The following is a 25247-nucleotide window of genomic DNA, read 5'->3' as shown; positions in this document are numbered from 1 at the left end:
TTACACCAAAGCCGGACCCGACTCAGCCCCGGGGCAGCCGGCCGCCCCCGGCCGTGCTAAGATGCGCCACTCGTTTCAGACACAGGAAACCATGCCATGCCCATCTGGGTTGATGCCGATGCCTGCCCCATTCCGGTCAAGGAGATCCTCTATCGCGCCGCCCACCGTGCCCAGGTGGTGACCACGCTAGTGGCCAATCAGGGGCTGCGGGTGCCTCCCTCCCCCTTCATCAAGACCCAGCAGGTGGAGAAGGGCTTCGATGTGGCAGATCATGTCATCGCCCAGCAGGTCAAACCCGGCGATCTGGTGATCACCGGTGACATCCCCCTCGCCGCCCTGGTGATCGATGCCGGCGGCGAGGCGCTCAATCCCCGCGGCGAGATCTACACCCGCGAGACCATCAAGGCGCGGCTCGGCATGCGCAACTTCATGGAGGAGCTGCGCTCGGCCGGGGTCCAGACCGGTGGCCCGGCCCCCCTCAACGCGGCCGACAAGCAGCGCTTCGCCAACGCGCTGGACAAGTGGCTGGTCAGGGGCAAGCTGAGCTGAGCCCGCTCTCCGGCGCCCTGCCGGGGAGACCCATTCATTTCCTTTTGCGCTTAATTCTTTCTTAAGGGAGCTGAACTAACCTTGTGGCTGTTGACCCAACCACCCGCAAGGAGCAAGCAATGAAACTGACCCCCCTGTTGTTACTGATCCCTCTGTTGAGCGGCGCAGCCCTGGCCGATCCCCAATGTACCCAGGCCGACAAGAGCAAGTGGATGAGCGAAGCCGACGCCCAGCAGCAGATCAAGGCGATGGGCTATGACATCAAGAAGTTCAAGGTCACCGAGACCAACTGCTACGAGATTTACGGTTGGGACAAGGATAAGCGCAAGGTCGAGATCTACTTCGACCCGACCGATCTGAAGAAAGTGAAAGAAGAGATCGACGAATAACGCCGCGTTGGGCCGGCAATGCGCCGGCCCCAGCCTTGGAGCCTTGCCATGACCCCTACCTCTGAAGTGAAAGTCTGGGATCCCCTCATCCGGGTGTTTCACTGGGCTACCGTCACCCTCTGCCTGCTCAACTTCTTCATCCTGGAAGAGGGGAGCAAGCTCCACAAGTACGCCGGCTACGCGGTGGGCATCCTGCTCATCATCCGCCTGCTGTGGGGACTGATCGGCCCTCATTACGCCCGCTTCGGCCAGTGGTGGCCGACCCCGGCCCGGGTGCGCTACTACCTGCGCCAGCTGGCCAGCGGGCATCACCCCTACTACCTCGGCCACAACCCGGTCGGCGCCCTGATGATCTGGCTGCTGCTGCTGTCGCTGGTCGGCACCGTGGTCACCGGCTGGCTCACCACCTGGGATGCCTTCTGGGGCGAGGACTGGCTGGAGGAGCTGCACGGCATCCTCGCCAACACCCTGATGGCCGCCGTCGGTGTCCATGCGGCCGTGGTGATCCTGACCGATCGCCTCACCCGCAGCGACCTGGTGCGCGCCATGGTGCTGGGCAAAAAACGGGTGCCCGCCGACACCAAGGTGGAAGATCCGCGCAGTTAATGACCGGGCCGCCCGCCGGGCCCCGGTTTTTTGCTGCAATGGCCCGCGACACTGGTAAGATGCGCCGCCATTTTCCCATGTCGTAGCCATCATGACCGCCCAAGGGCACCTGCTGTTTTCCGTTACCTGCACCCTGGTCGCCCACAAACTCCAGCTGACGCCGGCCCTGGCCGACGCCAGCTTGTGGCAGACCGTACCCGCCGCCCTGGCCAGCGCCCTGCTGCCCGACCTCGACCACCCCAAGTCGGTATTGGGGCAGCGGCTGCCCTGGATCTCGAAACCCCTCTCTCGCCTGTTCGGTCATCGCGGCTTCACCCACAGCCTGCTGGCGGTGGCGGTCGCCATCTGGGGGCTCAACCAGCAGTTGCCGCCCGATACCCTGCCGGTCGGGGTCAAGGATGCCCTCATCATCGGCTACCTCAGCCATCTGCTGGGGACTGGCTCACCCCGGCCGGCATCCCGCTCTTCTGGCCCAGCAAGCGCCGCTACCGGCTGCCGGGCTGGCCACTCAGAAGCGGCGGCGCCCTCGAGACCGGCTTTTGTACCCTCACCCTGCTGGCCGCCGGTTACTGGGCCCACTGGCCCGGCTAGGTAGTCAGCCGCCAAAAAAACAAACCCCTGCCGAGGCAGGGGTTTGTCGTGGTGAGGGCGGGTGGATGGCTTACAGCATCACACCGGCGATCACGGCGGAGAGCAGGCTAACCAGGGTGGAGCCATAGACCAGCTTCAGACCGAAGCGGGAGACCATGTTGCCCTTCTCTTCGTTCAGCGCCTTCACCGCACCGGCGATGATGCCGATGGAGCTGAAGTTGGCGAACGACACCATGAAGATGGAGAGGATGCCGACGGTGCGCGGAGAGAGCTGGGCCGCGATCTTGCCCAGATCCATCATGGCCACGAATTCGTTGGTCACCAGCTTGGTCGCCATGATGGAACCGGCCTGCAGCGCTTCACTGCCCGGGATGCCCAGGATCCAGGCGATGGGGTAGAAGATGTAGCCCATGACGTGCTGGAAGTTGACGCCGAACGCCATCTCGAACAGGTAGTTGATGAGGGCGATCAGGGCGATGAAGCCCACCAGCATGGCACCCACGATCACCGCCACGGTGAAACCGGCCATGATGTACTCGCCCAGCATCTCGAAGAAGTTCTCTTTCTTCGGGGTGTGGTGCTCGTCACCCTCGGACAGCGCCTTGGCGTCGGTCACGGTATTGTCCGGCTCGTAGGGGTTGATGAGGGACAGCACGACGAAGGTGCTGAACATGTTGAGCACCAGGGCGGCGACCACGTAGCGCGGCTCGATCAGCTGCATGTAGGCACCGACGATGGACATGGAGACGGTGGACATGGCGGTGGCGGCCAGGGTGTACATCTGCTTCTCGTTCAGGTGCGGCAGTATGTTCTTGAGCGCGATGAAGTTCTCGGACTGGCCGACGATCATGGAGCTGATGGCGTTGAAGGATTCCAGCTTGCCCATGCCGTTGATCTTGGCCAGCACGGTACCGATGCCGCGGATCACCAGCGGCAGCAGACGGATGTACTGCAGGATACCGATCAGCACGGAGATGAAGACGATGGGCATCAGCACCATCAGGAAGAAGGAGAAGGCCCCTTCATTGACCAGGCCGCCGAACACGAAGTCGGTCCCCTGCTTGGCAAACTCCATCAGCTTGGTGAAGCCGGCGGCAAAGCCACCCACTACTGCCAGACCCACTTCGGAGTTCAGCATGAACCAGGCCAGCGCCAGTTCGACCACCAGCAGTTGGCCGATATAGCGCGGCTTGATCAGTTTCCAGTTGCGGCGGTTTGCCAGCAACGCCAGAGCGAGGACCATGACGAGTCCGAGCACAAAGTGAACGTATTCCATACCTGTAGCACCTGAGTGAATTGTAATTTTTGACCGGCGCCATCATAGACATTTGCATATTTAAAAATTCAGATAGCCATCACAATCTGCGGTAAAAATATGCATGTTGGATAATACAAACGTTTTTAAATTAATTAAACGCTCACGAGAACATCCAACCATTGTTCAATAAATAACAAAGCCTAGCATAAACAATCACTTAAAAATAAATCATGTATTTGTAAACTCCTGTTTTCACAGCTTAATTACATTCACTTAATACTCGCAAGGCCGCACGGAAGTGGTCAGAGCAAATTTACGAAAAATTTATTTAATCAAGGCAGGGTGAAAAACGTTTATCTTATTTGCGATGAATGTTGACGGTGCCAAATACATATTTCCGCGACCGCGAACCGCTGCTCCGGATTGCCAGGGGGCGATCGGTGAGCCGACCCCTTGCCGCCGGGCTGACAGTCACGAACAGAAGCAGCCGCTCAAATTTGCAGCACATCCAACAGCGGATTCTGGTACAATGCGCGCCCTTGCGCCCGGCGCAGCCCGTTTTCTCCCATATAGAGTCCTTTTGTGAACAACGAATTTAGCAGCCTGAACCTCTCCCCCGCCCTGCTCGAGAACCTCGCCAGCCTGGGTTATCTGCAGATGACCCCGATCCAGGCCCAGAGCCTGCCCCTGGTACTCGACGGCAAAGACTTGATCGCCAAGGCAAAAACCGGCAGCGGCAAGACTGCGGCCTTCGGCCTCGGCCTGCTCTCCCGCCTCGACGTCAACCGGCTCGAGGTACAGGCGCTGGTGCTCTGCCCGACTCGCGAGCTGGCGGATCAGGTTGCCACCGAGATCCGTCGTCTCGCCCGTACCCTGCCCAACGTCAAGCTGGTGACCCTGTGCGGCGGCACCCCGACCGCACCGCAATCGGCCACCCTGAGCTTCGGTGCCCACATCGCCGTCGGCACCCCGGGCCGGATCCTCAAGCACCTGGAGCAGGGCACCCTGGCGCTCGACAGCCTCAAGACGCTGGTGCTGGACGAAGCGGATCGGATGCTGGACATGGGCTTTGGCGAAGACATCAACCGGGTCATCAGCCACGCCCCGCGCGACCGGCAAACCCTGCTCTTCTCCGCCACCTATCCGGAGGGGATCGCCCAGATGAGCCGCGGCGTGCAGCGCAACCCGGTCGAGGTGAGCGTGGAGTCCCTGCACGAGGAGAGCGCCATCGAGCAGAAGCTGTATGAAGTGCCGGCCGGTCAGCGCCTCGAGGCCCTCGGCTGGCTGCTCAGCCACTATCAGCCGGGCTCCTGCGTGGTGTTCTGCAACACCAAGCGCGCCTGCAACGACGTGGCCGATCATCTGGCCGCCAAGGGCTTTTCGGCGTTGGCGCTGAACGGCGATCTGGAGCAGCGCGAGCGGGATCAGGTGCTGGTGCGCTTCGCCAACGGCAGCGCCACCATACTGGTGGCCACCGACGTGGCCGCCCGCGGGCTGGATATCAAGGAGCTGGGCGCCGTCATCAACTACGAGCTCACCTATGACCCCGAGGTGCACGTGCACCGCATCGGTCGGACCGGCCGCGCCGGCCAGCAGGGCCTGGCCCTGAGCCTCTATCAGCCGAACGAGGCCCAGCGCGTCAACATCATCGAGGAGTACCAGCAGGCCCCGCTGCCGCTGGGAGATCTCGACATCATCGGTCGCGCCATCAAACCCATAGCCCCGCAGATGGTGACCCTCTCCATCGATGCGGGCCGCAAGAGCAAGGTGCGCGCCGGTGACATCCTGGGCGCCCTGACCGGTGAAGGCGGCATTGCCGGGGCCGATGTTGGCAAGATCCAGATCGCCGAGCAGTACTCCTACGTGGCGGTCAAGCAGGAGGTGGCCAAGGCGGCGCTCAAGCGACTGCAGGAAGGCAAGATCAAGGGGCGCAGCTACCGTGCCCGCAAACTGGGCTAAGGTTCAGACCACAGGCGCCCCAGCGGCGCCTGTTTCATATTTATCCGTGCCCATGAGAACAAGGCAGGTGCCATGACGACCCCAGAAGTGAGCTGCCAGAACTGCGAGGCCTGCTGCTGCCGCCTCGAGGTGATGCTGTTTACCGATACCGGCGTGCCGGATCGCTATGTGGAAGAGCGGGAAGGCGAGGTGCCGGTAATGCACCGGCTGGAAGATGGCTGGTGCGCGGCGCTCGATCGCAACACCATGATGTGCCGCATCTACGAGGTACGCCCCCTGATCTGCCGTGAGTTCGAGATGGGTGAACCGGACTGTATCGACGAGCGGGACAAGTGGTTTATCAAGCTGGATTGAGCCGCCCCTCGATCGCACTCACCGCGATGATGTGCCGCATCTACGAGGTGCGCCCCCTTATCTGCCGTGAATTCGAGATGGGTGAGCCGGGCTGTATCGACGAACGGGACAAGTGGTTTATCAAGCTAGATTGAGCCGCCCCTCGATCGTACTCACCGCGATGATGTGCGGTCAGACTAGCCCGGCCAGTTGCTGCTCCAGCCAGTGCAGCGCCTCGTCGGTCTGCTCGAAGTAACGGATCCCCTGAAACGGCAAGCCACTGAACACCTGATCCGCCAGATACTGCTTGAAACTGCCCGCCAGCACCACCGCCAGAAAGGCGCAGCCGTTGTTGGCGCACCACTCGAACTGACGGCGAAAACGGGCAAGCACCTCGGGCCCGGCCGCCTCGAACTCGGTCGCCACCTCGACTATGCCCCAGGGCCCGGCACTCAGGCTGGCGATCTGCTGGCTGAACTGCGCCTCATAGGCCATGGCCCCCGCCAGATTGAAGGGGCCGCTCGGCCGGCAGATCAGCACCTGGCCCTGTCGCTGCATCTCGAAATGGCCGTGGGGTCGCAACTTCACGTCTGCCTCCTTCCCTGGATTCTTCGCCGTGCAAGCACTCTCTTATGTTGCAACAAGGTAATGATCTCTCTGCCAAAAGTCCATTTTGACAAGGTTCGCCCAGAGGGGGTTGAGCCACCTTCTGACCGGCGGCAAACCGGTTCGGCGTGCACTCGGCTACCTCCACGGACAGCCCTCATGTTCTGTTGCAGTTAACAAAACGTTGCTGTTATCATCCGCGCCGCCACCAACATTCCACCAACTGAAACGTTAACCCAAGGCGCAAGGAACAGAGATGAAAAATCGGGACGCGAACCACTATCAGCGCATCTGGCGCTGGCACTTCTATGCGGGTCTCTTCGTCGCCCCCTTCCTGATCCTGCTCTCGCTGACCGGGATCGTCTATCTGTTCAAGCCCCAGCTCGACAACCTCATGTATCCCGAGCTGATGAAGGTCGCCCCCGTCAGCCAACCGCTCAGCGCCGACCAGCTGCTGGTCAAGGCGATGGCGGCCATGCCGGACGCCAGCCTGAGCAAATACTTGCCCCCCACAGGCCCGGAGGCCAGCGCCCAGTTCATCGTCCGCCAGGGGGGCAGCGAGCTGACCCTGTTCCTCGATCCCGCCAGCGGCGCCCTGCTCGGCACCATGGACAACAAGTGGAATCTGCAGGCGGTGGCGCGCACCCTGCACGCCGAGCTGATGATAGGCACCGTGGGGGATAGGCTGATCGAGCTGGCCGCCGGCTGGGGCATAGTGCTGCTCCTGAGCGGGCTCTATCTCTGGTGGCCACGCAAGGGGCCAGGGGTCGGCGGCATCCTGTGGCCGCGCTGGAGCCAGCGTGGCCGGCTCTGGTGGCGCGACCTGCACGCCGTGGTCGGCTTCTGGGGCGCCGGTTTCCTGCTGCTGCTGCTCTTGAGCGGCATGACCTGGACCGGTTTCTGGGGCGATCAGTTTGCCGCCGTCTGGAACCGCTTCCCGGCCGCCATGTGGAACGAGGTGCCCAAGTCGGCGCCCCTGGCCCGCAGCCTCAACCATGCCCACCAGCAGACCGTGCCCTGGGCGGTGGAGAACACCCCCATCCCCAGCTCGACCGAGCCCAAGGCCCACGACCACAGCGCCATGGGACACGGTGGCGAGCACGACGGCATGGTGATGGCGGAGCACCGCATCCCGCTGCAGCAGGTGGTGGAGATCGCCGCCGCACGCCGGGTCACGCCGGGCTACAGCATCACGCCGCCGGCCGGGGCGAGCGGTGTCTACACCATCGCCATCTTTGCCGATGATCCGCGCAACGACGCCACCCTGCACATCGATCAATACAGCGGCAAGGTGCTGGCGGACGTGCGCTGGCAGGACTACGGCCCGGTCGCCAAGACGGTGGAAACCGGCGTCATGCTGCACATGGGCAAGCTCTACGGCTGGCCGCATCAGCTCGCCATGCTGCTCATCTGCCTGCTGGTGTTGCTGAGCTCGGTGAGCGGGCTCTGGATCTGGTGGAGCCGTCGTCCGCAGGGCCGCCTCGCCGCCCCGCCGCTGCCGACCACCCTGCCCCCCATGCGCGGCGCCCTTGCCCTGCTGATCCTGCTCGGCATCTGCTTCCCGCTGGTGGGCGGCTCCATGCTGGTGATCTGGCTGCTGGACAGCCTGCTCTTCGCCCGCCGTCGGGCGCCCCGACTGGCACGGGCCAGCTAACCTGACACACCAGCCAGCGGGCTCCCGAACGGGAGCCCGCTGGTTTTCAACCCGTCTTTACTCCTGCTCCACCAGCTGGAGGATCTTCCTCGCCTTCTCGAAGTGATCGAGGCGCTGGGTCTGGATCCACCAGGTCGCCGCCTCCATCAGCAGCTCAGGGTCGTCATTGCGGTTGGCAAAAAACGCATAGAAGGAGACCCCGACCGTCTCCCCCTTCTGGGCAATCTTCTGCTGGCACACCTGGATGATTTTCTGCTTGAGCGAGTCGCGCATGGCGGCCCTCCTGCCCGATGAGTGAATGGCCGGACAGCATACCCCAACCAGCAAAAAGGCTCCCCTGCGGGAGCCTTTCTTCATTGCCAGACAAGGTTGCGACTCAGGAGAGCGCCAGTCCGATGGAGAGCAGCAGGCTGTAGAGGAAGGCGCTGATGGCGGTCTTCTTGAGCGAACCGGTCAGCACCTCGCCATCGAAGCTCTGGCGCAGGGTTCGGGCGGCGTCGGTGAGCGGCTTCATGGCGGGCAGGAAGATCCAGGGCCAGAAGCTGGCAGGCTGGGTCAGGATGAAGGCGATGGTCGCCAGCAGCGCCGCTCCCAGCAGCACCCAGTGATAGGCGATGGCCCGGTTGCGGCCGAGCCGCACCGCCAGGGTGATCTTGCCGCTGGCGGCGTCGGTCTCGATGTCGCGCACATTGTTGATGTTGAGCACGGCGGTGGCCAGCAGGCCGCAGGCGGTGGCCGGCAGCAGCAGATCCCACTGCAGGGTTTTGGTGAACAGGTAGTAGGAGCCGAGTACCCCCAGCAGGCCGAAGAACAGGAACACCGAGATGTCACCGAAGCCGCGATAGCCGTAGGGAGTCTTGCCCACCGTGTAGGTAACGGCGGCCACGATGGCGGCACCGCCCAGCAACACGAAAGTGAGGATCTGCAGCCACTGATCGCCGAAGGCACAGCCCAGCAGGGCGAGGCCGCTGACCACGGCGGCCAGCGCGGTCAGCGCCATGGCCACGCACATCTGCTTGCGGGTGATGAGGCCAGAGACCACGGCGCGCTGGGGGCCGATCCGCTCGCCATTGTCCGCCCCGGATACCGCATCCCCATAGTCATTGGCCAGATTGGAGAGGATCTGCAGCAGAATGGCGGTCAGCAGGGAGAGCGCCATGATGGTGCCGTCGAAGGCGCCGCGGCTGGCCGCCAGCCCGGATCCCAGCAAAATGGAGGAGCACGCCAGCGGCAACGTTCGCAAACGCGCCGCCAGCAACCAAATAGATAAGGTATTTGTCATATTGTGATGGCCAAACAATCAGATATTGATCGTGTTAAGGGTTATCGAACCGGATTTCGGTATACTTGGCCCCTCGGGAGTTGGCTCCCCGGGCGATTTACATGGACGAATGGGCAGATAATATATAGGAATAATCGCTCCTTTGGCATAAACCAACGGCATCCTTCTGCAGGATGGACCGTCACTATCGGCTCATAGACGAAATCCATGTTGGCTCAGACCCATATCAAGCAACAACTGGACGCCCTGCGTCATGGCAATGCCAGCGGCTTCGTGCGACTGCGCGTCGCGATCGAGGTTCGCTCCTTCCTGGGCTGGCTGGCGGCGCAGACTCTCTATCCCCGCATCTATTGGCATGCCAGAGGACAGGACAAACCCGAATACGTGGCACTGGGCTGCCTGCGCGAGCTGACCGAGCCCAGGGCGATCCGCCAAGTCTGCGAGCACACCAGCCAGCCCCATGACGACAGCCCCCGCTACTATGGCGGACTGGCATTCGACCCGACCCAGCCCGGCTGGCAGGGGTTTGGCCCCTGCCGTTTCGTGCTGCCCCGCATCGAGCTGGTGCGCCGTGGCGAGTGCGTCACCCTCTGCCTCAACCTCTGGCTGTCGGAGCAGACCGGCGGCGATGCCTTCGAGGCCGAACTGCAGGCCGCCGCCGCCGCCCTCGACGCCCTCCAGCCGGAGGCGCCCCTGCCCCAGCTGGCCCGCCACCCGTGGCAGCGGGAAGATTGCCCGAGCCAACCCCAGTGGCAGACCCTGGTCGAGCAGGTGACCGCCCCCGACTTCCAGGCCCACACCCCCAAGGTGGTGCTGTCGCGCCAGAGCCGGCTCACCCATGAGGGTGCGACGAATGCCAACGAGCCGCAGGCCGCCCCCCCTTGGTCGCTGCTGGCCCGCTGGGCACAGCACGGTCAGGACTGCTTTCACTTCGGCTTCCAGTTTTCCCCCGAGCAGAGCTTCATCGCCTGTTCCCCCGAGCGGCTCTATCGCCGCGAGCAGCAGCACCTCTTCACCGAGGCGCTGGCGGGCACCATCCGCCGCTCCGGCGACGAGGCGACCGACGCTGCACTGGCCGCCGAGCTGCTGGCCGACAGCAAGAACCGGCTGGAAAACCGGCTGGTGCACGCCGATATCCTCAGCCGGCTGGCACCGCTCACCACGGACGCCACCCTGACCGAGCCGCGCATTCTCAAACTGCGGCTGCTGCAGCACCTCAAGTGCGACATCGAGGCCGAACTCAAGCCCGGCGTCTGCGACTGGCAACTGCTGGAGGCGCTGCACCCCACCCCGGCGGTGGGTGGCGCTCCGCGCGAGGCGGCGTTGGCCTTCATCCGCGAACGCGAGCCCTATGATCGCGGCTGGTATGCCGGCGCCTGCGGCATGCTGAGCCGAGAGACCTCCGAGTTCTCGGTCGCCATCCGCAGCGCCCGCATCACGGCGCAGGCCATCACCCTGTTTGCCGGCGCCGGTATCGTCGCGGGATCCGAGCCTGCCGCCGAGTGGGCCGAACTCGACAACAAGATCGCCAATGTGCTCTCCCTGCTGGGATAGCGTTTCTCATCGACTCCTCACCACGAGAGCCTCATGTCTGCCAGCCAAGCGTTCGCCAGTCACCATGCCACCTTCAACCACGTCTGGTCTTCCCTCTTGCTGGAGGAGCTCTTTCGCCTCGGCGTGCGCGATATCGCGCTGGCCTCCGGCTCCCGCTCGGCACCGCTCACCATGGCGGCTGCCGCGCACCCCGGCTTTCGCCGCCATCTGCACTTTGACGAGCGCGGCCTCGGCTTCATGGCGCTGGGGCTGGCCAAGGGCAGCGGCCGCCCGGTGGCGGTGATCATGACCTCGGGCACCGCGGTGGCCAACCTCTGGCCGGCGGTGGCCGAGGCCCAGCTCACCGGCGTGCCGCTCATCATTCTCTCGGCCGACCGGCCGCCCGAGCTCATTGACAACGGGGCCAACCAGGCCATCGACCAGCAGGGGATCTTCGGCCGCTACCCCGTCTATCAGCAGAACCTGCCGAGCCCCACCGCCACCATCCCGGCCGCCTTCGTGCTGAGCTCGGTGGATCAGGCGCTGGCCCAGCAGGCACGCACGCCGGGGCCGGTGCACTTCAACTGCATGTACCCGGAGCCCCTCTATCCGGGCGATGAGTACCTGGATTTCTCCGCCTACCTGGCCCCCCTCGGCGACTGGATCCGCTCGTCCGAGCCCTGGAGCCCCTGGCAACTGGCGCAGGCCCCCTGCCCGTGTCAGCCAGACTGGGACGAGCTGCAGGGCAAGCGCGGCCTCATCGTCGCCGGCCGCATTCAGGATCCCACCCAGGCCAAGGCAGTCGCCGCCCTGGCCGAGCGGCTCGGCTGGCCCCTGCTGGCAGACCTGCAGAGCCAGCTGCGCTTCGATGGCCGCAACCTGGTGCACGCCGATCTCGCCCTGCAACACAGCGGCTTCGTGGCCGAACTGGCCCGCGCCGAGGTGCTGCTGCAATTTGGCGCCCGTCTCATCTCCAAGCGGCTCGGTCAGTTCATCAAGCAGCACTCCTGGCAGGATTACTGGCTGGTGGATCCGCAGCCGGCCCGACTCGACCCGGACTACCGGCTGCGCCGCCGCCTGCTGTGCGAACCCGACGCCTTTGCCGCCGCCCATCCGGTGGCGCATTCGCACCTGCCCTGGCACCGGCTGGCGGAGCGCCAGCAGTCCGTCAGCCAGCAGGTGCGCAGCGCCTGCGAGCGCTTCTCCGAGCTCGGGGTGTGCCATCGCCTGAACCAGCTGATCAGGGGCCAGCTGTTCGTTGGCAACAGCATGCCGGCCCGGCTGATGGACATGCTCGGCGAAGCGGGCAAGGGCCCCAGCCGGGTGATGACCAACCGCGGCGCCTCCGGCATCGACGGCCTCATCGCCACCGCTTACGGCTTCGCACAATCGGTCGAACCAGGCAGTGACGAGCCCACCACCTTGCTGCTCGGCGATCTCAGCGCCCTGCACGATCTCAACAGCCTGGCGCTGCTTGGCAAGGCGAGCCGGCCGCTGGTGGTGATCCTGCTCAACAACGACGGCGGCAGCATCTTTCGCATGCTGCCGGTGCCGACCCAGGATGCGCTGCTGGAGACCTACTACTGCCTGCCCCACGGCCTGCACTTCGAACACGCCGCCGCCATGTTCGGCCTCCACTACCGGGCGCCGGCCACCCTCGCCGACTTTGAGCGGGACTACGCCGCCGCGCTGGAAAAGGGGGTAACGCTGATTGAAATCAAGGTCCCCAGCAGCGAAGTCGCCGAGGATCTGAAGGCACTGGGAAGCGCGATCCGTGGCAGCTAGTGCCGACCAGCCGACGCTGGTGCTGCTGCACGGCCTGCTCGGCGATGCCAACGACTGGCAACCCGTGCAGGCAGCCCTGGCCGACCTCCCCAGCCTGGCGCTGGATCTGCCGGGCCACGGCAGCAACCAGGCTGTGCGGGTAGCAGGGTTCGAGCAGGCCCATCGCTGGCTGTGCGACGAGCTGGCCGCGCGCGGCATCGGTCGCTACCAACTGGTGGGCTATTCGCTGGGGGGGCGGCTCGCCCTCTATCACGCCAGCCAGACGCCGGTGGGGCTGCAGGCCCTGCTGCTGGAGAACTGTCACCCCGGCCTGCCCGCCGAAGAGCGCGCTGCGCGCCTGACCCACGACGAAAGCTGGGCCCGGCGCTTCGAGCAAGAGCCCCTGGCCAGCGTGCTGGCGGACTGGTATCGGCAGGGGGTGTTCGCCGATCTGGACGACGCTGCCCGCGTCCACCAGATAGCCCGCCGCCTTGGCAACGACGGCAAGGCCGTGGCCGCCATGCTGCGCGCCACCTCCCTTGGCAAGCAGCCGAACCTGGCCCCCTGGCTGGCGCAAGGCACGCTGCCGGTCACCTGGGTGAGCGGCAAGCGGGATCACAAATTCCATCAGCTGGCTTGCCTCATGGCGAGTCAGCAGAGCAAAATCAACCACTTGGAGCTGGATGGCGGCCACAACCTGCATGCCCACCAGCCTGAGGCCTTTGCCCGGCTCCTCGCGGAGTGGGTCAACCAACAACAAGAAGAGAAGCGTCATGATTGAAGCAATGACTGAAGCGGAACTCTATGCCCCCGTCGAGTGGCGTGATTGCTCCGCCGGTTACGAGGACATCCTCTATCACAAGTCCGGCGATGGCATTGCCAAGATCACCATCAACCGCCCCCAGGTGCGCAACGCCTTCCGCCCCCGCACCGTCAAAGAGATGCTGCAGGCGCTGGCCGATGCCCGCTACGACGATCAGGTCGGCACCATCATCCTGACCGGCTTCGGCGAAAAAGCCTTCTGCGCCGGTGGCGACCAGAAGATCCGTGGCGACTACGGTGGCTACCGCGATGACGAGGGCACCCATCACCTCAACGTGCTCGACTTCCAGCGCGACATCCGCACCTGCCCGAAACCGGTCGTTGCCATGGTGGCCGGCTATGCGGTCGGTGGCGGCCACGTGCTGCACATGATGTGCGATCTGACCATCGCCGCCGACAACGCCCAGTTTGGCCAGACCGGCCCGAAAGTGGGCTCCTTCGACGGCGGCTGGGGTGCCTCCTACATGGCCCGCATCGTCGGCCAGAAGAAGGCCCGCGAGATCTGGTTCCTCTGCCGCATGTACGATGCCAAGCAAGCCCTCGACATGGGGCTGGTCAATACCGTCGTGCCGCTGGCAGAACTGGAGCGTGAAACCGTGCGCTGGTGCCGCGAGATGCTGCAGAACAGCCCGATGGCGCTGCGCTGCCTGAAGGCCGCCCTCAACGCCGACTGCGACGGCCAGGCCGGCTTGCAGGAGCTGGCGGGGAATGCCACCATGCTGTTCTACATGACCGAAGAGGGTCAGGAAGGGCGCAACGCGTTCAACGAGAAACGCCGTCCCGACTTCTCCAAATACAAGCGGAATCCCTGATGACACTCGCTCTCTATCGCTACCAACTGCCTTTTACCCAGCCCCTGACCTTTCACGGCAAGGTGGAGGTGGCGCGAGAGGGCCTGCTGGTCCGCGTTGACGACGGCTGGGGGGAGATAGCCCCCCTGCCAGGCTTCTCCCGCGAGAGCCTGGCCGAGGCGCAAGCCGAGGCCATCGTCTGTCTGGAACGGCTGGCGGCGGGGCAGGAGATAGCCCCGCAGCTCCCTTCGGTGCAATTCGGGCTGGACTGTGCCCGCCGCTGCTGGCCTGCCCAGACAGCCCCGCTGCCCGAACCCTATCCCCTTATTCAGGGCTCCCCCCAGGAGCTGCTGAAGAACTGGAAGAACTGGCTGCACAAGACCCCGAACAAGGCCAAGCTGAAGGTGGCCCGTTACCCCATGCGCGACGAGCTGGCGCTGATCCGCCTGCTGTGCGACCGCATTCCCACCCTCAAGCTGGTGCTGGACGCCAACCAGGGCTGGACCCGCGAGGAGGCCTGGGCCTTCTGCGGTCATCTGGATCCAAACCGGATCGAATATCTGGAAGACCCCTGCGCCGACTTTGCCGACATCGCCTTCGTGGCCAATCGCACCAGCATGCCGGTAGCCATCGACGAGCTGCTGGCCCAGGGCAAGCCGTGGGAACCCATTCCCCAGCTGCGCGCCCTGGTGCTCAAGCCGACCCTGCTCGGCTCGCTGGCCCATTGCGAGGCGCTGGTAGCCCGGGCCCACGAGTTGCGCCTCAAGGTCATCGTCTCTTCCTGTTTCGAATCCGGCGTCGGTCTGAACCAGCTGTTCCATCTGGCCGGCGAATGGGCACCGGAGCAGGCCCCCGGCCTGGATACCCGGCGCTGGCTGGCCGCCGATCTGCTGGACGCCGCCGGCAAACCCGATCCAAGCCTGCTGGAGCCCCTGTTTCACCACGATTGAAGGTGCCTGCATGCCACCCTTGTCTGACCATCACTCCCATCCCGAACCCTGCCCGGTGCGTCACTGGGCGCGATCCGCTCCCGCTCGCATCGCCATTCACGCCACAGTCCAGCTCACCTACCGGCAACTGGACGCCAGGCTCAACAGCCTGTGCCAGCAGCTGGCCATGGCCGGCCTGCAACCGGGAGATCGCCTCGCCGCCGTGGTACGCGGTGCGCTGGAAGATGTGCTGCTGGCCTGGGCCTGCGTGCGCAGCGCCATCGTCTTCTGCCCGCTCAACCCCGCCTTTCCGCTGACCCGGCAAACGGAGCTGGCGACCCTGCTCGACGTCAGGGCCTGCTGGTCGGCGAGCGAGATCCCGGCCGGCAGCTGGCAACCGCTACGGCTCGACTTCACCCGTGAGCTGGCGGCGGACGAAGGCGACTGCATGCTGGATCCTGCCTGCCTCAACAACATGATCCTCACCTCGGGTTCCAGCGGCCCCCCCAAGGCGGTGGTGCACCGGCTGGCCAACCACCTGGCCTCGGCGCGAGGCTCCACCAGCCAGATCCCGCTCGATGCCGAGTGCGGCTGGCTGCTCTCCCTGCCGCTGTTTCATGTCGGCGGCTACGCCATCCTGTTCCGGGTCTTTCTGGCGGGCGCAGCCCTGGTGCTGGACGATCGCAGCCGCCCGCTCAGGGAGCGGCTCGAGCAGCAACCCATCACCCATCTATCCCTGGTGCCGACCCAGCTCTGGCGACTGCTGGCGCAGGGCTTCGATCCCGCTCGCACCCGATTGCGCGAGCTGCTGCTCGGCGGCGCCGCCATCCCCCAGCCGCTGGTGCACAGGCTCACCGCCATGGGGCTGGTGCCCAAGGTGAGTTACGGCCTCTCCGAGATCGGCAGCCAGGTCTGCACCGGCAGGCCGGCCGCCGCCGGCGTGGTGGGCAAGGCGCTGCCGGGGCGGGAGGTCTGCATCCGCCAGGGGGAGATCTGCGTGCGCGGCGAGACGCTGTTTGCTGGCTATTTCAAGGAAGGGGGGCTGGCGCGGCCGCTCGATGAGGACGGCTGGTTCCACACCCGCGACAAGGGGCATTTCACCGCGGATGGCGAACTGGTGGTGGAAGGGCGGCTCGACAACCTCTTCATCTCGGGTGGCGAGAACATCCAGCCCGAAACCATAGAGCAGCGGCTGGTAGACCACCCCGCCGTGGCACAGGCACTGGTGGTGCCGGTACCGAGCGACGAGTGGGGGCAGAGGCCGGCAGCTTTTATCGACTGGCATGGCGAGCCACTATCTTATACCGAGCTGGCGACCTGGATCCGGCAGACCCTGCCCGGCTTCATGGTGCCGGACCAGTGGCATCCCTGGCCCGATCTCGGGGGGCAACTCAAGCCGCAGCGCAGGCAATATCAACGCATGCTGCAGGAACAATGATCAGCCATGCGACAATTTCAGACATGGTGGAGCCATCCAAATACACACTTTATTCGAAAGAAAATGCTGGGGGCGTCAAAATGCCCCTCACAGGCAGGGGGAAGTGAGAACGATTACATACACGACCCTCTTTTTGCGTGTTTTTTGAACTGAACGAGCCGCCTGTAGTACCATATTCCCCGCCATGCATTTAAACGCAAAGGTAACTAGTTGATAGTTAAAGATATTGCTAATTTCCCATTATTTGAACAAAGACTGCATGGTGGTAAAATGCTCTCCTTGGCAGTAAGACGAGTCACACATGAGTAACAAAAATTATAAAATTGCAGAGGATATCTTTTTCTCCGCTGCAATATTCCGACTCTCGAAAGGAGACAAGGACATCAAGCTCAGCAACAAGGAAGCCGAGCTGCTCGAGATGCTGTGTGATGAGGCAGGTACTGTCATTGCCAGAAGCAAGCTGCAGGATGCCTTGTGGCCGAACCAGGACAATACCGACACCAACCTGAACCGGCAGATCCTCTCGTTGAGACGAAAGCTGGAATCATTCGGTTTGATGGATGCGATCGATACTATCCCGCGGGTGGGATATATCTTCTGCGCCCCCATTGAAGTGGCCGGAGAGACCGAGGAGGCAGTGCCGAATGAAGAAATTCAGACGGTCGCAACCGCCAATGTGCCCCAGGTCAGACGGCAATATACCCGCCGTAAATATGATCGCTATTTCAGCCCGCAGCGTATTTTGCTGGTTGCACTCTTGCTGGTATCGCTGACCGCGCTGGTCATCAGCATATATCACTATGCCACGGCCAATACGCTGCGCACCATCAATCTTGGCCATGTTTCTCTTTATATGACCAGTGATACCGAGCAAGCATTGAAGGTAAAGATCGATGCGCTCTCACCGTTGGTCCAGAAAATTTCGCGCAAGGATGATGAACAGGTATCCCTGCTGGTCGGAAAAGAAGCCATCAGCTATTTTTCCATCGACAACAACAGTCGCCAGCTGTCAGAAAATGTCTTTTTATTGCGCAATGGTCATCCGCTTGCCGAAGAGGTGCAATGCGTTATTTCCACCATGGCTCAGCAGGGAAAGAATGTTTCCCACAACTATTACAACAATACCGACACCACAGTTCGATATCACAGCAATTGCCAGGCGCCGGACAACTGGGTTGAGCTGACAAGAAAAAACAAGTTCATTGTTACGCTGAGCCGAGAAATAGTCGTGGCAACCATTATAGCTACCGACAGCCAGGGTCAGACGCTGTTCAATCTGGATTCCGTCGGGGATCTGGAGCGGGATGATGGCGATATTTCGGTAGAGGTAAAAAATACCATCGTCAATTACATCGATCAAAAGGCACTGACCAATAACGGCATGGTGGCAACCCTGGTGGCCGCCTTGACCCCCCCTAAACAGAAAGCACAGTTTGTGCAGTTGCCGGGGGGCATTTACCTCTCCAGTTATCTGGGCGGCGTCATCAACTGGCCCAGTCTGGGTAATTCAAAGGTCATTCAGCGCAATGACTTCTGACCTTATTCATAGGCAACGATAAAGTTGGCCACGGCGGAATAATCCCCGGGCTGGATGGTCTTGGCAGCCAGCGCGTCCGGATGCGCTTCCACCCTGGCAAAGAACTGCAGCTCATTGTCTGCCGCACCGCCCAGCAGATAACCGCGGGAGGGGGTGCCCAGATCCAGCGGTGACTGGGTCACGTCATAGAGGCGGATCCCGGCGCCCTTGGCCATCCCGGCGGTAAACGCCAACCCGCCGCTGAGCTGGGGATCCTGCGAGCCGGTAAAGGTCACCTTGGCCATGCGAAAGATCCCCGGCTTGCAGTTGGTCAGCCGGATGGAGAAAGGCACCTGGACCCCGGCCCCGTTGGCATAGAGCTCCTTCACGTCGACCACCCCCATCTCGACCTCCTGCTCGATGGATTCGGGAGCAATCTCGCACGGCTGATCGATGATCCGGCCATGGAGGTGGACCGTGTTGCCAAGCAACTCCAGATCATTGCTGGCACGGGGAGCTGCCGTTACCGCCAACAGCGGGCACAGCGCCAGGCCTATCCACAATGTCCGCAACATATGACAACTCCTCACTGAAATTCGGCAACTATGGTGGCGGTGGCGTAGAAGTCACCCGCAGGAATATCAGCGCCTACCGGTGTTATCGGCGCGGCAATAAAGCCCCAGTCACCAATGTTTCCTTGCATGGAAACCGGATAAAATGTATTCAAATTCAGCTGAGAACCATCCAGCTGCTTGAACTTTATGCCCAAATCGGAAATGACATTTCCACCCTGATAGCCATCCCGAGTTGTCCGCAGATAGTCTTGGTTGAAAGAGGTTGGTTTTCCAGAAATACCAAGATTGATCTTCAAGGCATCCCCTTCGAAAACACCACCGCGACATTGAAATGTCAGAGGGACCGTCTTTTCAAAATTGTTCCCATCCAATCCCGAGCCTGGCAAATCACCAAATTCCACTTCAATAGTCTGCCCACCGTTAATCACGCATTCTTCCGGCACATATAAAATTGCAGATGTAATCGTAATTCGAGACATTGGCAAATTATTGAAATCTGTAGTGGTAGACCCTAGGCGGCCATACATCTCTACGACTTGACGATCCGATATTTGCACACCATTAATTATTTGTTTTCTTACACGGAAGGTTACTCGCCCACGGCTACCACTTTCGAAATTATTTATTCTTGTCTCTTTTCCTTTAGTACAAGAGTAATTTGGGTAATCATTACTTTCATTCGGAAATGGGGCCGTAACAAACTTTTTCTTCCAACCTGCTATCCAAATTTCGACCTTCATATCCAGAAAGTCATTTAGTTTTACAAAACCGTCACCGGCTTGAGGCAAGCCATCCGTCATGGTCGCCTTATAATACACTGGAGATTGTGGAATGCTTCTATCCGGGCAGGTAACGATACCCGAATATTGCCCCCCCAAGTTCCACTCAAACGCCTTGGTAGTAAAACCAGGTTTGTTTTGAATATCAGCCTTATCCAACGATATATAGTAATCATGGGTTGGGTTGGGCGTCACATAGCCATTTGCCAATGCCGTTCCTGCAAACAGCATAAGGCTTGAACAGAAGATGGAACGTAGCATAGGCCTTACTCGCTCTTCACGGCTTTACAGGCATTGCCTGTGCACTGGTATTTGATATCCATATATCCGCCGTAGTCATTGACGTAGCTGATCACAAATTCATTGCCCAGCGCTTCCGGGATGTTGACCGTCTGCTCGGACTTGGGTGCCACCATAAAGGCGGAGAAGCCCTTGATGGCGGTTCTCCCCTTGCCCTGCGGATGGCCGAGACCCACGTAGGTGATGTAGTAAGGGGTGGGGTTGTTCACCTGCAGGGCCTTGCCCTGCTTGGTGATCAGCACCTGATCCTGCCAGATGGCGCCGCGCTCGGGCAAAATGGCCTCGGGGCGGTAGAACAGCTTGATCTTGGACTGCACGGCAATCTGCATCACGTTGCTCTTCTCGCTCTTGGGCGGGATCTCGCGCAGGTTGAAGTAGTAGATCGACTCGCGATCCTTGGGCAGGCTGTCGATGGCCGGCACGCTGGCGATGCGCACGATGGACTTCTGGTTGGCATCCACCCGCTGTACCGGCGGCAGCACCACGAAGGGTGAAGAGATCTTCTGCCCCTGGGCATCTTCAATCCAGGACTGCGCCAGATAGGGCAGCTTCTGGTTCTCGTTCTTGATGTTGAGGCTGATGGACTTGGCACCACCCGGATAGACGGCGCGAGTACGGTCCAGCACGATGGCAGCGCTGACGTTGAGCGAAGTCATGCCCAGCACGGCCAGACAGGTATAAGAGAGCAGCTTTTTCATCGGTATCCCATTACTTGCAAGTGAGAGTCTTCATCGACAGATCGGTTACTTGTTGCGGTGCCACTATCTTGCACTGGCGGGCGCCGCCCCAGGAGAGTTCAAACGCTTCATTCGGTTTCACCCCGGTCAGATAGACCAGGCCATCTTCATCCACCACCGAGAGCACCCGGCCGGAGTCCCTGACGACGGTGGCACCAAACGGCGGCACCGAGCCATCGGACAGCTTGACGTTGGCCAGCAGCTTGAATCCTTCGGCGATTTCGAAGGCATTATACCCAATTGCCCCCTCGGTCAGGGTCCCCTGCTTGATGGCGTTCATCGCATCGATGTCGTCGCTCAGCTGATCCACGTCGACCCGGGTGTCGCTCTTGCGATAGTCGGTCATGTCGCTGATCACCGCGACGCCAAAGCGGTTGGTCACGGCGCGGCCGTTGTTGAAGGAGACGCCGGAGGTCTTGTCGGTATCCACCATCATGCGGGTGCCGCCACGACGGGTCGCCTGATGCAGGGCCGCCCCGTGCTCGGTCGCCGTCAGGCCGCCGCGCAGGCTGGCACCGACCGAGGTGTACTCGCTCTGCACGCTGTAGGCATTGAGGCTGACCGCCCCGATGTCGCTGTTGTGGTTGTAGTAACCCCGCGCCACGGCGTGACCATTGCTCTGCACGCCCGCCCCCAGCTGATAGGTATCATCCGGCCGGCTGTAGTCCTGATAGGTGGCCAGGTGGGTCACCTTGCCGTTGGAGGACTGCACGCTGTATCCCGCGCTCTTTCTGTCCCCGATCGGCATGCTCAGGGTCAGCATGACGCTCTTGTCATCCTCGTAGTTCTCGGTCTTGGTCTTGTAGGCCGACACATAGACGGAGACATCCTTGAAGCTGCCGATGTTCACGTTCTTGTTGATGGTGAGGCCGTAGCGATCCTCGGCGTCATGTTCCCAATAGGTTCTGTGGGTGTAGTCCAGGTAGACGGTCAGCGCCTTGGCCGCATCGTCCGCCCAGAAGGTCTTGTTGGCGGTGATGGTGTAGAGCTCCTTGTCACCCCAGTTGTTGTAGTCATCGCTCGAGGTGTTCTCGTTCTTCTCCAGCCGATCCTTGTTATTGAGGAACTGCGACATGGTCATGAAGTCATGCTGGGAGAAGCGATAGCCGGCGAAGGTGATCGAGCTGTTGTATTCATCGAACTGCTTGGCGTAGTTCACCCGCACCGACTGGCCAATCTTGGTCGACAGGCCGGGCAGCTTGGAAATGGATTGGGTCAGGTCGGCGGAAATGGCACCGAAGGCATAGAGATCGCGACCGATACCCAGCCCCATGGAGTTGTATTCACCCGCAACCAGACTGCCGCCATAGAGCGACCAGGAGTTTGCCACCCCCCAGGAGAAATCACCGGTGACGAAGGCAGGGCCGTGCACGTCATGCACCGAGTCCGTCTGTTCGGAAGGGGCGCCGACCGCCAGGTTGTATCTGACATAGCCGGGACGGGTCAGATAGGGCACGGTCGCCGTGTCGACCTGGAACGAGTTGACGCTGCCATCCTGCTCTTCCACCCGCACATCGAGACGGCCGCGCACCGAGCTGTCCAGCCCCTGGATGCGAAACGGACCGGCCGGTACGTTGGTCTCATAGAGGATGCGGCCAGACTGGGAGATGGTCACCTTGGCATTGGTCTTGGCGATGCCGCTCACTTCCGGCGCATAGCCCTGCAGGCTCGGCGGCAGCATGCGCTCATCGTTGGCCAGGTTGACGCCGGTATAGCGAAAACCGTCGATCAGCTGGGAGTTGAGCTGCTGCTCGCCCACCGTCAGCTTGGCGGCCATGTTCGGCAGCGGACGATAGGCGTAGATGCGGTTCAGCTCGGAAGTGGTCCGATCGTTGTCGCCCCAGTAGGCATTGGCCTGATAGTCGCCGCGCAGGCGCCAGGCACCGTAGTTGAACCCCAGGGTGCCGTAGCTGCTGATGTTACGGTTGGAGTAGCCATCGCCCTCGTTGATCTGGGCGTTGATGTTGTAGTCCAGCATCATCCCCGGGATCCCTTCATCCCACTGCTCGGGCGGAATCCAGTTGGGATCGCTGTACTTCATCCACGCCTGGGGCACGGCGATGCGCAGCAGGCCGTTGCCGATGTCGTTGGCGATCACCACGCCGTCCAGCGCCAGCAGGTTGGCACACTGACCGTCGTGCCAGCTGTCGATCTTGGCGATGGCCTCGTCGGTCAGAGCCAGCTTGGGGATCACCTCTTGCGGCAGGCAGGCCACCCCGCCCTTCCCCTTGCCGGTATCGGTCTCGTAGAAGGGGATTTTCTGCAGGGGCAGCTTGTTCTTGTTGACCTCGATCTCGAGGTAGTAGTCGCCGGGCAGGATGTAGCCTTCGTCGGCAAACTGGGAGAGGTCAATCTTGGTCCGTTCGTCCAGATCGAGCGCATCAATATTAAACTCCGTCTCTGCCCATGCATGATTCGCCACCGCCATCAGGCCGGGCACGCACAGCATAAAAGCCATTTTGGAATAATGTTTTTTTCTCACAGAGTCTGATGTTGAAACGCTCATATATTTACTCTAGGAATTGCATAACGGTCTCACGTAATGAGGTATCTACACTAAGCAATTGGCTTGCTTACATATAATTGAGTTCAAACAGCGTCGTACTGTCAGGAAAAAACAGTTGACTGCTGGTCAGACCCAAATTGAATTCCAGATCACTGTTGACGATATCCGAAATAATAAAGCTCTCGCCGGACACCTTGTGATATTGGCCGTTGTTGAGAATGCCAAGCTCATCGCTCATGGCACCGCGCACGGACATGGAAATAAAAGGCAGTGATGCCTCTGCTGCTCCTTCAACCTGACAGCCGCTGATTTTCAACGTGCCCGGTTGCCTGGCCTGCAAAGGAATGCTGCGCTGCACGTCCAGCGTACAGCCCGACTCGGCCAGCCCATCCGAAATCTCGTTGGCGTGGACTGATCCCGCCATCATCACCAGCTGCAGCACCATGGCTGCCATCATTGAAGTTTTCATGATCAAGGTTCGATGTGAGGAGACAGAAGGTGTGAAGTTGTGGTGGCATCAGCCACCACAACCCTGGTCACACGTTAAGGCAGTCGATTACTCGTAGGAGAGAGTAAAGTTGGTCACTGCAGTGAAAGCGCCGGCTTTCAGCGGGTTGGCGGTCTGATCGGCATAACCTTTCAGCACGGCACTGAAGGGCAGCTCGTTGTCACCGTTGACCAGGCCGAAGGCGGCAGTCGGGGTACCCAGTACGATAGCGGCACCACCCGGAGCGGTCATCTTGATACCGGCACCAGCGGCGTCACCACCACCGATAACCAGCAGGCTGGAATCTACCGGGTCTTTGGCACCGCTGAAGGTAACCTTGACGGCATCTTCGGTGTCGGAGATTTCACAGTTCAGCAGCTTGATGCTGAACGGCTTGGAGTTGGACTCGCCACCGTTGGCCAGCTCTTTGGTGCTGATCTGACCCATTTCAACTACCTGGTCAACAGACTCAGGAGCAACGGAGCAAGGAGCGTTGATGATTTCACCGTTGAAGGTGACTTTGCCTGAACCAGCGCCACCGGCAGCAAAAGCGGTGCCGCACAGCAGCATGGAACCAACACCCATAGCAACCAGAATTTTGTTAGCTTTCATTCGTTTATACCTACATTAACGTGTGTTGTACTGCATCACTCCAATCATGCTGGAGTCACGATCTTCAGTGATGCCGCGATATACTGCACAGCATGCCGGTGCCTGTTCTCTCATTAAGCCGGTGAGAGGCGGCATCAATAACTTGCTGTGCCTTTATGGTTTATCTAAATAAGCAAAAGCAGCTCACCGCATAAGGAGCAGTTCCCGCTACACCTCAACTGCACAACTACATACATCCCTGTCGTCTGTGCAGAAAGCCGTGCTCCGCTTTTGCTTGATGAACAAATTAACGACTCATATGATGCACATCAAATACATTTTGATTTTTATAAATTCTTTTATAAACACTTAAAAAACAATCACTTACAGCCATGACGACACATTTATGAATGCCGTAAAATAAATATCGTTCATATAGCAAACACGGATTGGATTATTTTAAATCAGACAACTTCAACCGCTTAACAGCAATTAACAAAAACACAACAATAAAATAATTCCAGGTCACGTTCTTTGTTTCTTGAATACCCCTGACCTCATACATAAAACAGCTCAGGCAATCAGGTAATCAGGTAATCAGGTAATCAGGTAATCAGGTAATCAGGTAATCAGGTAATCAGGTAATCAGGTAATCAGGTAATCAGGTAATCAGGTAATCAGGTAATCAGGTAATCAGGTAATCAGGTAATCAGGTAATCAGGTAATCAGGTAATCAGGTAATCAGGTAATCAGGTAATCAGGTAATCAGGTAATCAGGTAATCAGGTAATCAGGTAATCAGGTAATCATTCTAACTAGGTTCCGCTTGTGAAGGGAAACACCAACAAGCTTCCTTTTATTATCCCCTTGTTCACTCCCAAGGTCATGCTGAACCATATTTGTGATCGACATAGAACTACTGAGCTCGCCCGTTATCCATAATGGCAAGGGAGATAAGAATGAATTTTTCAGGATATTCATTCAAAAAAAACATTAAGGAAAACCAGCCGTTTATCCTGAGCCGCGGAGAATAAAAAACTATTTGTGACCGATACCTCACACTTTTTTATGGTGATTGATTTCTCAAAGTGCGATGTTATCATCTAGACATAGAGTAAAGGGCAAACCGATCGAAAGGTCGGGACGCAAAGCCACCGGTCTAAGGGTTCATAACCTAAGACAGCGGAGCTGCCATCTGAGAAGAGCGATGTCATCAGCTGTATCTGTGTCATTCTCTTTGATTGCGTTGCCCT

General features: G+C 60.5%; 24 protein-coding genes, 1 pseudogene and 1 riboswitch. Of the genes and pseudogenes, 15 read left to right on the top strand and 10 right to left on the bottom strand.

Annotation, left to right across the window (positions count from 1 at the left end; translation table 11 throughout):
* The first annotated feature begins 96 nt into the window (after window positions 1-96).
* The 4 genes and pseudogenes from CK627_RS06505 (at window position 97) to CK627_RS06490 (ending at window position 2135) form a co-directional block, all read left to right on the top strand.
* Window positions 97-549 carry a YaiI/YqxD family protein gene (locus CK627_RS06505; RefSeq protein WP_005308419.1) on the top strand — a complete coding sequence of 151 codons (453 nt, stop codon included), beginning with the start codon at window positions 97-99 and terminating at the stop codon, window positions 547-549.
* 119 nt (window positions 550-668) lie between these two features.
* Window positions 669-938: a PepSY domain-containing protein gene (locus CK627_RS06500; RefSeq protein WP_017785821.1), complete on the top strand. Its 270-nt coding sequence runs from the start codon at window positions 669-671 to the stop codon at window positions 936-938.
* A gap of 48 nt (window positions 939-986) precedes the next feature.
* Window positions 987-1544 carry a cytochrome b/b6 domain-containing protein gene (locus tag CK627_RS06495; protein WP_005308410.1) on the top strand — a complete coding sequence of 186 codons (558 nt, stop codon included), beginning with the start codon at window positions 987-989 and terminating at the stop codon, window positions 1542-1544.
* A gap of 91 nt (window positions 1545-1635) precedes the next feature.
* Window positions 1636-2135 (top strand): annotated as a pseudogene (locus tag CK627_RS06490) (metal-dependent hydrolase).
* A 70-nt stretch (window positions 2136-2205) separates the two neighbouring features.
* Here CK627_RS06490 and CK627_RS06485 read toward each other — a convergent pair.
* Window positions 2206-3411 (bottom strand): NupC/NupG family nucleoside CNT transporter, encoded by a 1206-nt coding sequence (locus CK627_RS06485; RefSeq protein ID WP_005308404.1) that lies wholly within the window; start codon window positions 3409-3411, stop codon window positions 2206-2208.
* 564 nt (window positions 3412-3975) lie between these two features.
* On the opposite strand from CK627_RS06485, the gene dbpA reads away from it, so the two are divergent.
* From dbpA to CK627_RS22505, 3 genes are all read left to right on the top strand, one after another.
* The gene (gene dbpA / locus CK627_RS06480; protein WP_095591938.1) at window positions 3976-5352 is read left to right on the top strand and encodes an ATP-dependent RNA helicase DbpA; all 1377 of its coding nucleotides are present in this window, start codon (window positions 3976-3978) and stop codon (window positions 5350-5352) included.
* Between the two features lie 72 nt (window positions 5353-5424).
* A complete protein-coding gene (locus CK627_RS06475; RefSeq protein WP_017765205.1) occupies window positions 5425-5706 on the top strand; it encodes a YkgJ family cysteine cluster protein in 282 nt (93 codons plus the stop codon).
* Window positions 5703-5840, top strand: coding sequence for a CxxCxxCC domain-containing protein (locus CK627_RS22505; RefSeq protein ID WP_157737154.1), 138 nt, complete (start codon window positions 5703-5705; stop codon window positions 5838-5840). Before CK627_RS06475 ends, CK627_RS22505 begins: the two co-directional genes overlap by 4 nt.
* Window positions 5841-5877: 37 nt before the next feature.
* On the opposite strand, the gene CK627_RS06470 is transcribed toward CK627_RS22505, so the two are convergent.
* Window positions 5878-6273 carry a hypothetical protein gene (locus CK627_RS06470; protein WP_017765203.1) on the bottom strand — a complete coding sequence of 132 codons (396 nt, stop codon included), beginning with the start codon at window positions 6271-6273 and terminating at the stop codon, window positions 5878-5880.
* 274 nt (window positions 6274-6547) lie between these two features.
* Between CK627_RS06470 and CK627_RS06465 the strand changes: the two genes are divergently transcribed.
* The gene (locus CK627_RS06465) at window positions 6548-7945 is read left to right on the top strand and encodes a PepSY-associated TM helix domain-containing protein (protein ID WP_095591937.1); all 1398 of its coding nucleotides are present in this window, start codon (window positions 6548-6550) and stop codon (window positions 7943-7945) included.
* A gap of 57 nt (window positions 7946-8002) precedes the next feature.
* Here CK627_RS06465 and CK627_RS06460 read toward each other — a convergent pair whose 3' ends face one another.
* Both CK627_RS06460 and CK627_RS06455 read right to left on the bottom strand, forming a co-directional pair.
* The gene (locus tag CK627_RS06460; RefSeq protein ID WP_010635255.1) at window positions 8003-8218 is read right to left on the bottom strand and encodes a DUF6500 family protein; all 216 of its coding nucleotides are present in this window, start codon (window positions 8216-8218) and stop codon (window positions 8003-8005) included.
* A gap of 103 nt (window positions 8219-8321) precedes the next feature.
* Window positions 8322-9227 carry a 1,4-dihydroxy-2-naphthoate polyprenyltransferase gene (locus tag CK627_RS06455; protein ID WP_005308387.1) on the bottom strand — a complete coding sequence of 302 codons (906 nt, stop codon included), beginning with the start codon at window positions 9225-9227 and terminating at the stop codon, window positions 8322-8324.
* Between the two features lie 207 nt (window positions 9228-9434).
* Between CK627_RS06455 and CK627_RS06450 the strand changes: the two genes are divergently transcribed.
* The 7 genes from CK627_RS06450 (at window position 9435) to CK627_RS06420 (ending at window position 18041) form a co-directional block, all read left to right on the top strand.
* Entirely contained in the window at window positions 9435-10781 is a 1347-nt protein-coding gene (locus CK627_RS06450; RefSeq protein ID WP_095591936.1) for an isochorismate synthase, read from the top strand.
* 33 nt (window positions 10782-10814) lie between these two features.
* On the top strand, window positions 10815-12545 hold the full coding sequence (menD, locus tag CK627_RS06445) for a 2-succinyl-5-enolpyruvyl-6-hydroxy-3-cyclohexene-1-carboxylic-acid synthase (protein ID WP_095591935.1): 1731 nt from the start codon (window positions 10815-10817) through the stop codon (window positions 12543-12545).
* Window positions 12535-13305, top strand: a complete 771-nt coding sequence (gene menH / locus CK627_RS06440) for a 2-succinyl-6-hydroxy-2,4-cyclohexadiene-1-carboxylate synthase (protein WP_095591934.1) — start codon at window positions 12535-12537, stop codon at window positions 13303-13305. The genes menD and menH overlap by 11 nt, the downstream gene beginning before the upstream one ends.
* The gene (menB, locus tag CK627_RS06435; RefSeq protein ID WP_005308376.1) at window positions 13298-14158 is read left to right on the top strand and encodes a 1,4-dihydroxy-2-naphthoyl-CoA synthase; all 861 of its coding nucleotides are present in this window, start codon (window positions 13298-13300) and stop codon (window positions 14156-14158) included. The genes menH and menB overlap by 8 nt, the downstream gene beginning before the upstream one ends.
* Window positions 14158-15087, top strand: a complete 930-nt coding sequence (gene menC / locus CK627_RS06430) for an o-succinylbenzoate synthase (protein WP_095591933.1) — start codon at window positions 14158-14160, stop codon at window positions 15085-15087. The genes menB and menC overlap by 1 nt, the downstream gene beginning before the upstream one ends.
* Window positions 15088-15097: 10 nt before the next feature.
* Window positions 15098-16504, top strand: a complete 1407-nt coding sequence (locus tag CK627_RS06425; RefSeq protein ID WP_095591932.1) for an AMP-binding protein — start codon at window positions 15098-15100, stop codon at window positions 16502-16504.
* Between the two features lie 301 nt (window positions 16505-16805).
* A complete protein-coding gene (locus CK627_RS06420; RefSeq protein WP_005308366.1) occupies window positions 16806-18041 on the top strand; it encodes a winged helix-turn-helix domain-containing protein in 1236 nt (411 codons plus the stop codon).
* A 2-nt stretch (window positions 18042-18043) separates the two neighbouring features.
* On the opposite strand, the gene CK627_RS06415 is transcribed toward CK627_RS06420, so the two are convergent.
* The 6 genes from CK627_RS06415 to CK627_RS06390 form a co-directional block, all read right to left on the bottom strand.
* Window positions 18044-18595, bottom strand: a complete 552-nt coding sequence (locus tag CK627_RS06415) for a fimbrial protein (protein WP_017785834.1) — start codon at window positions 18593-18595, stop codon at window positions 18044-18046.
* A gap of 11 nt (window positions 18596-18606) precedes the next feature.
* Window positions 18607-19635, bottom strand: a complete 1029-nt coding sequence (locus tag CK627_RS06410) for a fimbrial protein (protein ID WP_005308359.1) — start codon at window positions 19633-19635, stop codon at window positions 18607-18609.
* 5 nt (window positions 19636-19640) lie between these two features.
* A complete protein-coding gene (locus CK627_RS06405; protein ID WP_017785836.1) occupies window positions 19641-20372 on the bottom strand; it encodes a fimbrial biogenesis chaperone in 732 nt (243 codons plus the stop codon).
* A gap of 10 nt (window positions 20373-20382) precedes the next feature.
* A complete protein-coding gene (locus CK627_RS06400) occupies window positions 20383-22917 on the bottom strand; it encodes a fimbria/pilus outer membrane usher protein (protein ID WP_017779285.1) in 2535 nt (844 codons plus the stop codon).
* 67 nt (window positions 22918-22984) lie between these two features.
* Window positions 22985-23374, bottom strand: coding sequence for a hypothetical protein (locus CK627_RS06395; RefSeq protein WP_010635268.1), 390 nt, complete (start codon window positions 23372-23374; stop codon window positions 22985-22987).
* Between the two features lie 99 nt (window positions 23375-23473).
* A complete protein-coding gene (locus CK627_RS06390) occupies window positions 23474-24016 on the bottom strand; it encodes a fimbrial protein (protein WP_017787419.1) in 543 nt (180 codons plus the stop codon).
* Between the two features lie 1088 nt (window positions 24017-25104).
* Window positions 25105-25190: riboswitch (cyclic di-GMP riboswitch) on the top strand.
* Window positions 25191-25247 lie beyond the last annotated feature (57 nt).

This window comes from Aeromonas dhakensis, from assembly GCF_002285935.1.
GTDB classification, from domain to species: Bacteria; Pseudomonadota; Gammaproteobacteria; order Enterobacterales; family Aeromonadaceae; genus Aeromonas; species Aeromonas dhakensis.
The sequence above is the reverse complement of the archived record's forward strand: the minus strand, read 5'-3'. Positions and strand labels throughout refer to the sequence as shown.

Excerpts from the sequence above, each read along its gene's own strand:
- CK627_RS06505 (WP_005308419.1), top strand. The coding sequence starts at position 97 with ATGCCCATCTGGGTTGATGCCGATGCCTGCCCCATTCCGGTCAAGGAG.
- CK627_RS06500 (WP_017785821.1), top strand. The coding sequence starts at position 669 with ATGAAACTGACCCCCCTGTTGTTACTGATCCCTCTGTTGAGCGGCGCA.
- CK627_RS06495 (WP_005308410.1), top strand. The coding sequence starts at position 987 with ATGACCCCTACCTCTGAAGTGAAAGTCTGGGATCCCCTCATCCGGGTG.
- CK627_RS06485 (WP_005308404.1), bottom strand. The coding sequence starts at position 3,411 with ATGGAATACGTTCACTTTGTGCTCGGACTCGTCATGGTCCTCGCTCTG.
- CK627_RS06475 (WP_017765205.1), top strand. The coding sequence starts at position 5,425 with ATGACGACCCCAGAAGTGAGCTGCCAGAACTGCGAGGCCTGCTGCTGC.
- CK627_RS06465 (WP_095591937.1), top strand. The coding sequence starts at position 6,548 with ATGAAAAATCGGGACGCGAACCACTATCAGCGCATCTGGCGCTGGCAC.
- CK627_RS06460 (WP_010635255.1), bottom strand. The coding sequence starts at position 8,218 with ATGCGCGACTCGCTCAAGCAGAAAATCATCCAGGTGTGCCAGCAGAAG.
- CK627_RS06455 (WP_005308387.1), bottom strand. The coding sequence starts at position 9,227 with ATGACAAATACCTTATCTATTTGGTTGCTGGCGGCGCGTTTGCGAACG.
- CK627_RS06450 (WP_095591936.1), top strand. The coding sequence starts at position 9,435 with ATGTTGGCTCAGACCCATATCAAGCAACAACTGGACGCCCTGCGTCAT.
- menD (WP_095591935.1), top strand. The coding sequence starts at position 10,815 with ATGTCTGCCAGCCAAGCGTTCGCCAGTCACCATGCCACCTTCAACCAC.
- menB (WP_005308376.1), top strand. The coding sequence starts at position 13,298 with ATGATTGAAGCAATGACTGAAGCGGAACTCTATGCCCCCGTCGAGTGG.
- menC (WP_095591933.1), top strand. The coding sequence starts at position 14,158 with ATGACACTCGCTCTCTATCGCTACCAACTGCCTTTTACCCAGCCCCTG.
- CK627_RS06425 (WP_095591932.1), top strand. The coding sequence starts at position 15,098 with ATGCCACCCTTGTCTGACCATCACTCCCATCCCGAACCCTGCCCGGTG.
- CK627_RS06420 (WP_005308366.1), top strand. The coding sequence starts at position 16,806 with ATGAGTAACAAAAATTATAAAATTGCAGAGGATATCTTTTTCTCCGCT.
- CK627_RS06415 (WP_017785834.1), bottom strand. The coding sequence starts at position 18,595 with ATGTTGCGGACATTGTGGATAGGCCTGGCGCTGTGCCCGCTGTTGGCG.
- CK627_RS06410 (WP_005308359.1), bottom strand. The coding sequence starts at position 19,635 with ATGCTACGTTCCATCTTCTGTTCAAGCCTTATGCTGTTTGCAGGAACG.
- CK627_RS06405 (WP_017785836.1), bottom strand. The coding sequence starts at position 20,372 with ATGAAAAAGCTGCTCTCTTATACCTGTCTGGCCGTGCTGGGCATGACT.
- CK627_RS06400 (WP_017779285.1), bottom strand. The coding sequence starts at position 22,917 with ATGAGCGTTTCAACATCAGACTCTGTGAGAAAAAAACATTATTCCAAA.
- CK627_RS06395 (WP_010635268.1), bottom strand. The coding sequence starts at position 23,374 with ATGATGGCAGCCATGGTGCTGCAGCTGGTGATGATGGCGGGATCAGTC.
- CK627_RS06390 (WP_017787419.1), bottom strand. The coding sequence starts at position 24,016 with ATGAAAGCTAACAAAATTCTGGTTGCTATGGGTGTTGGTTCCATGCTG.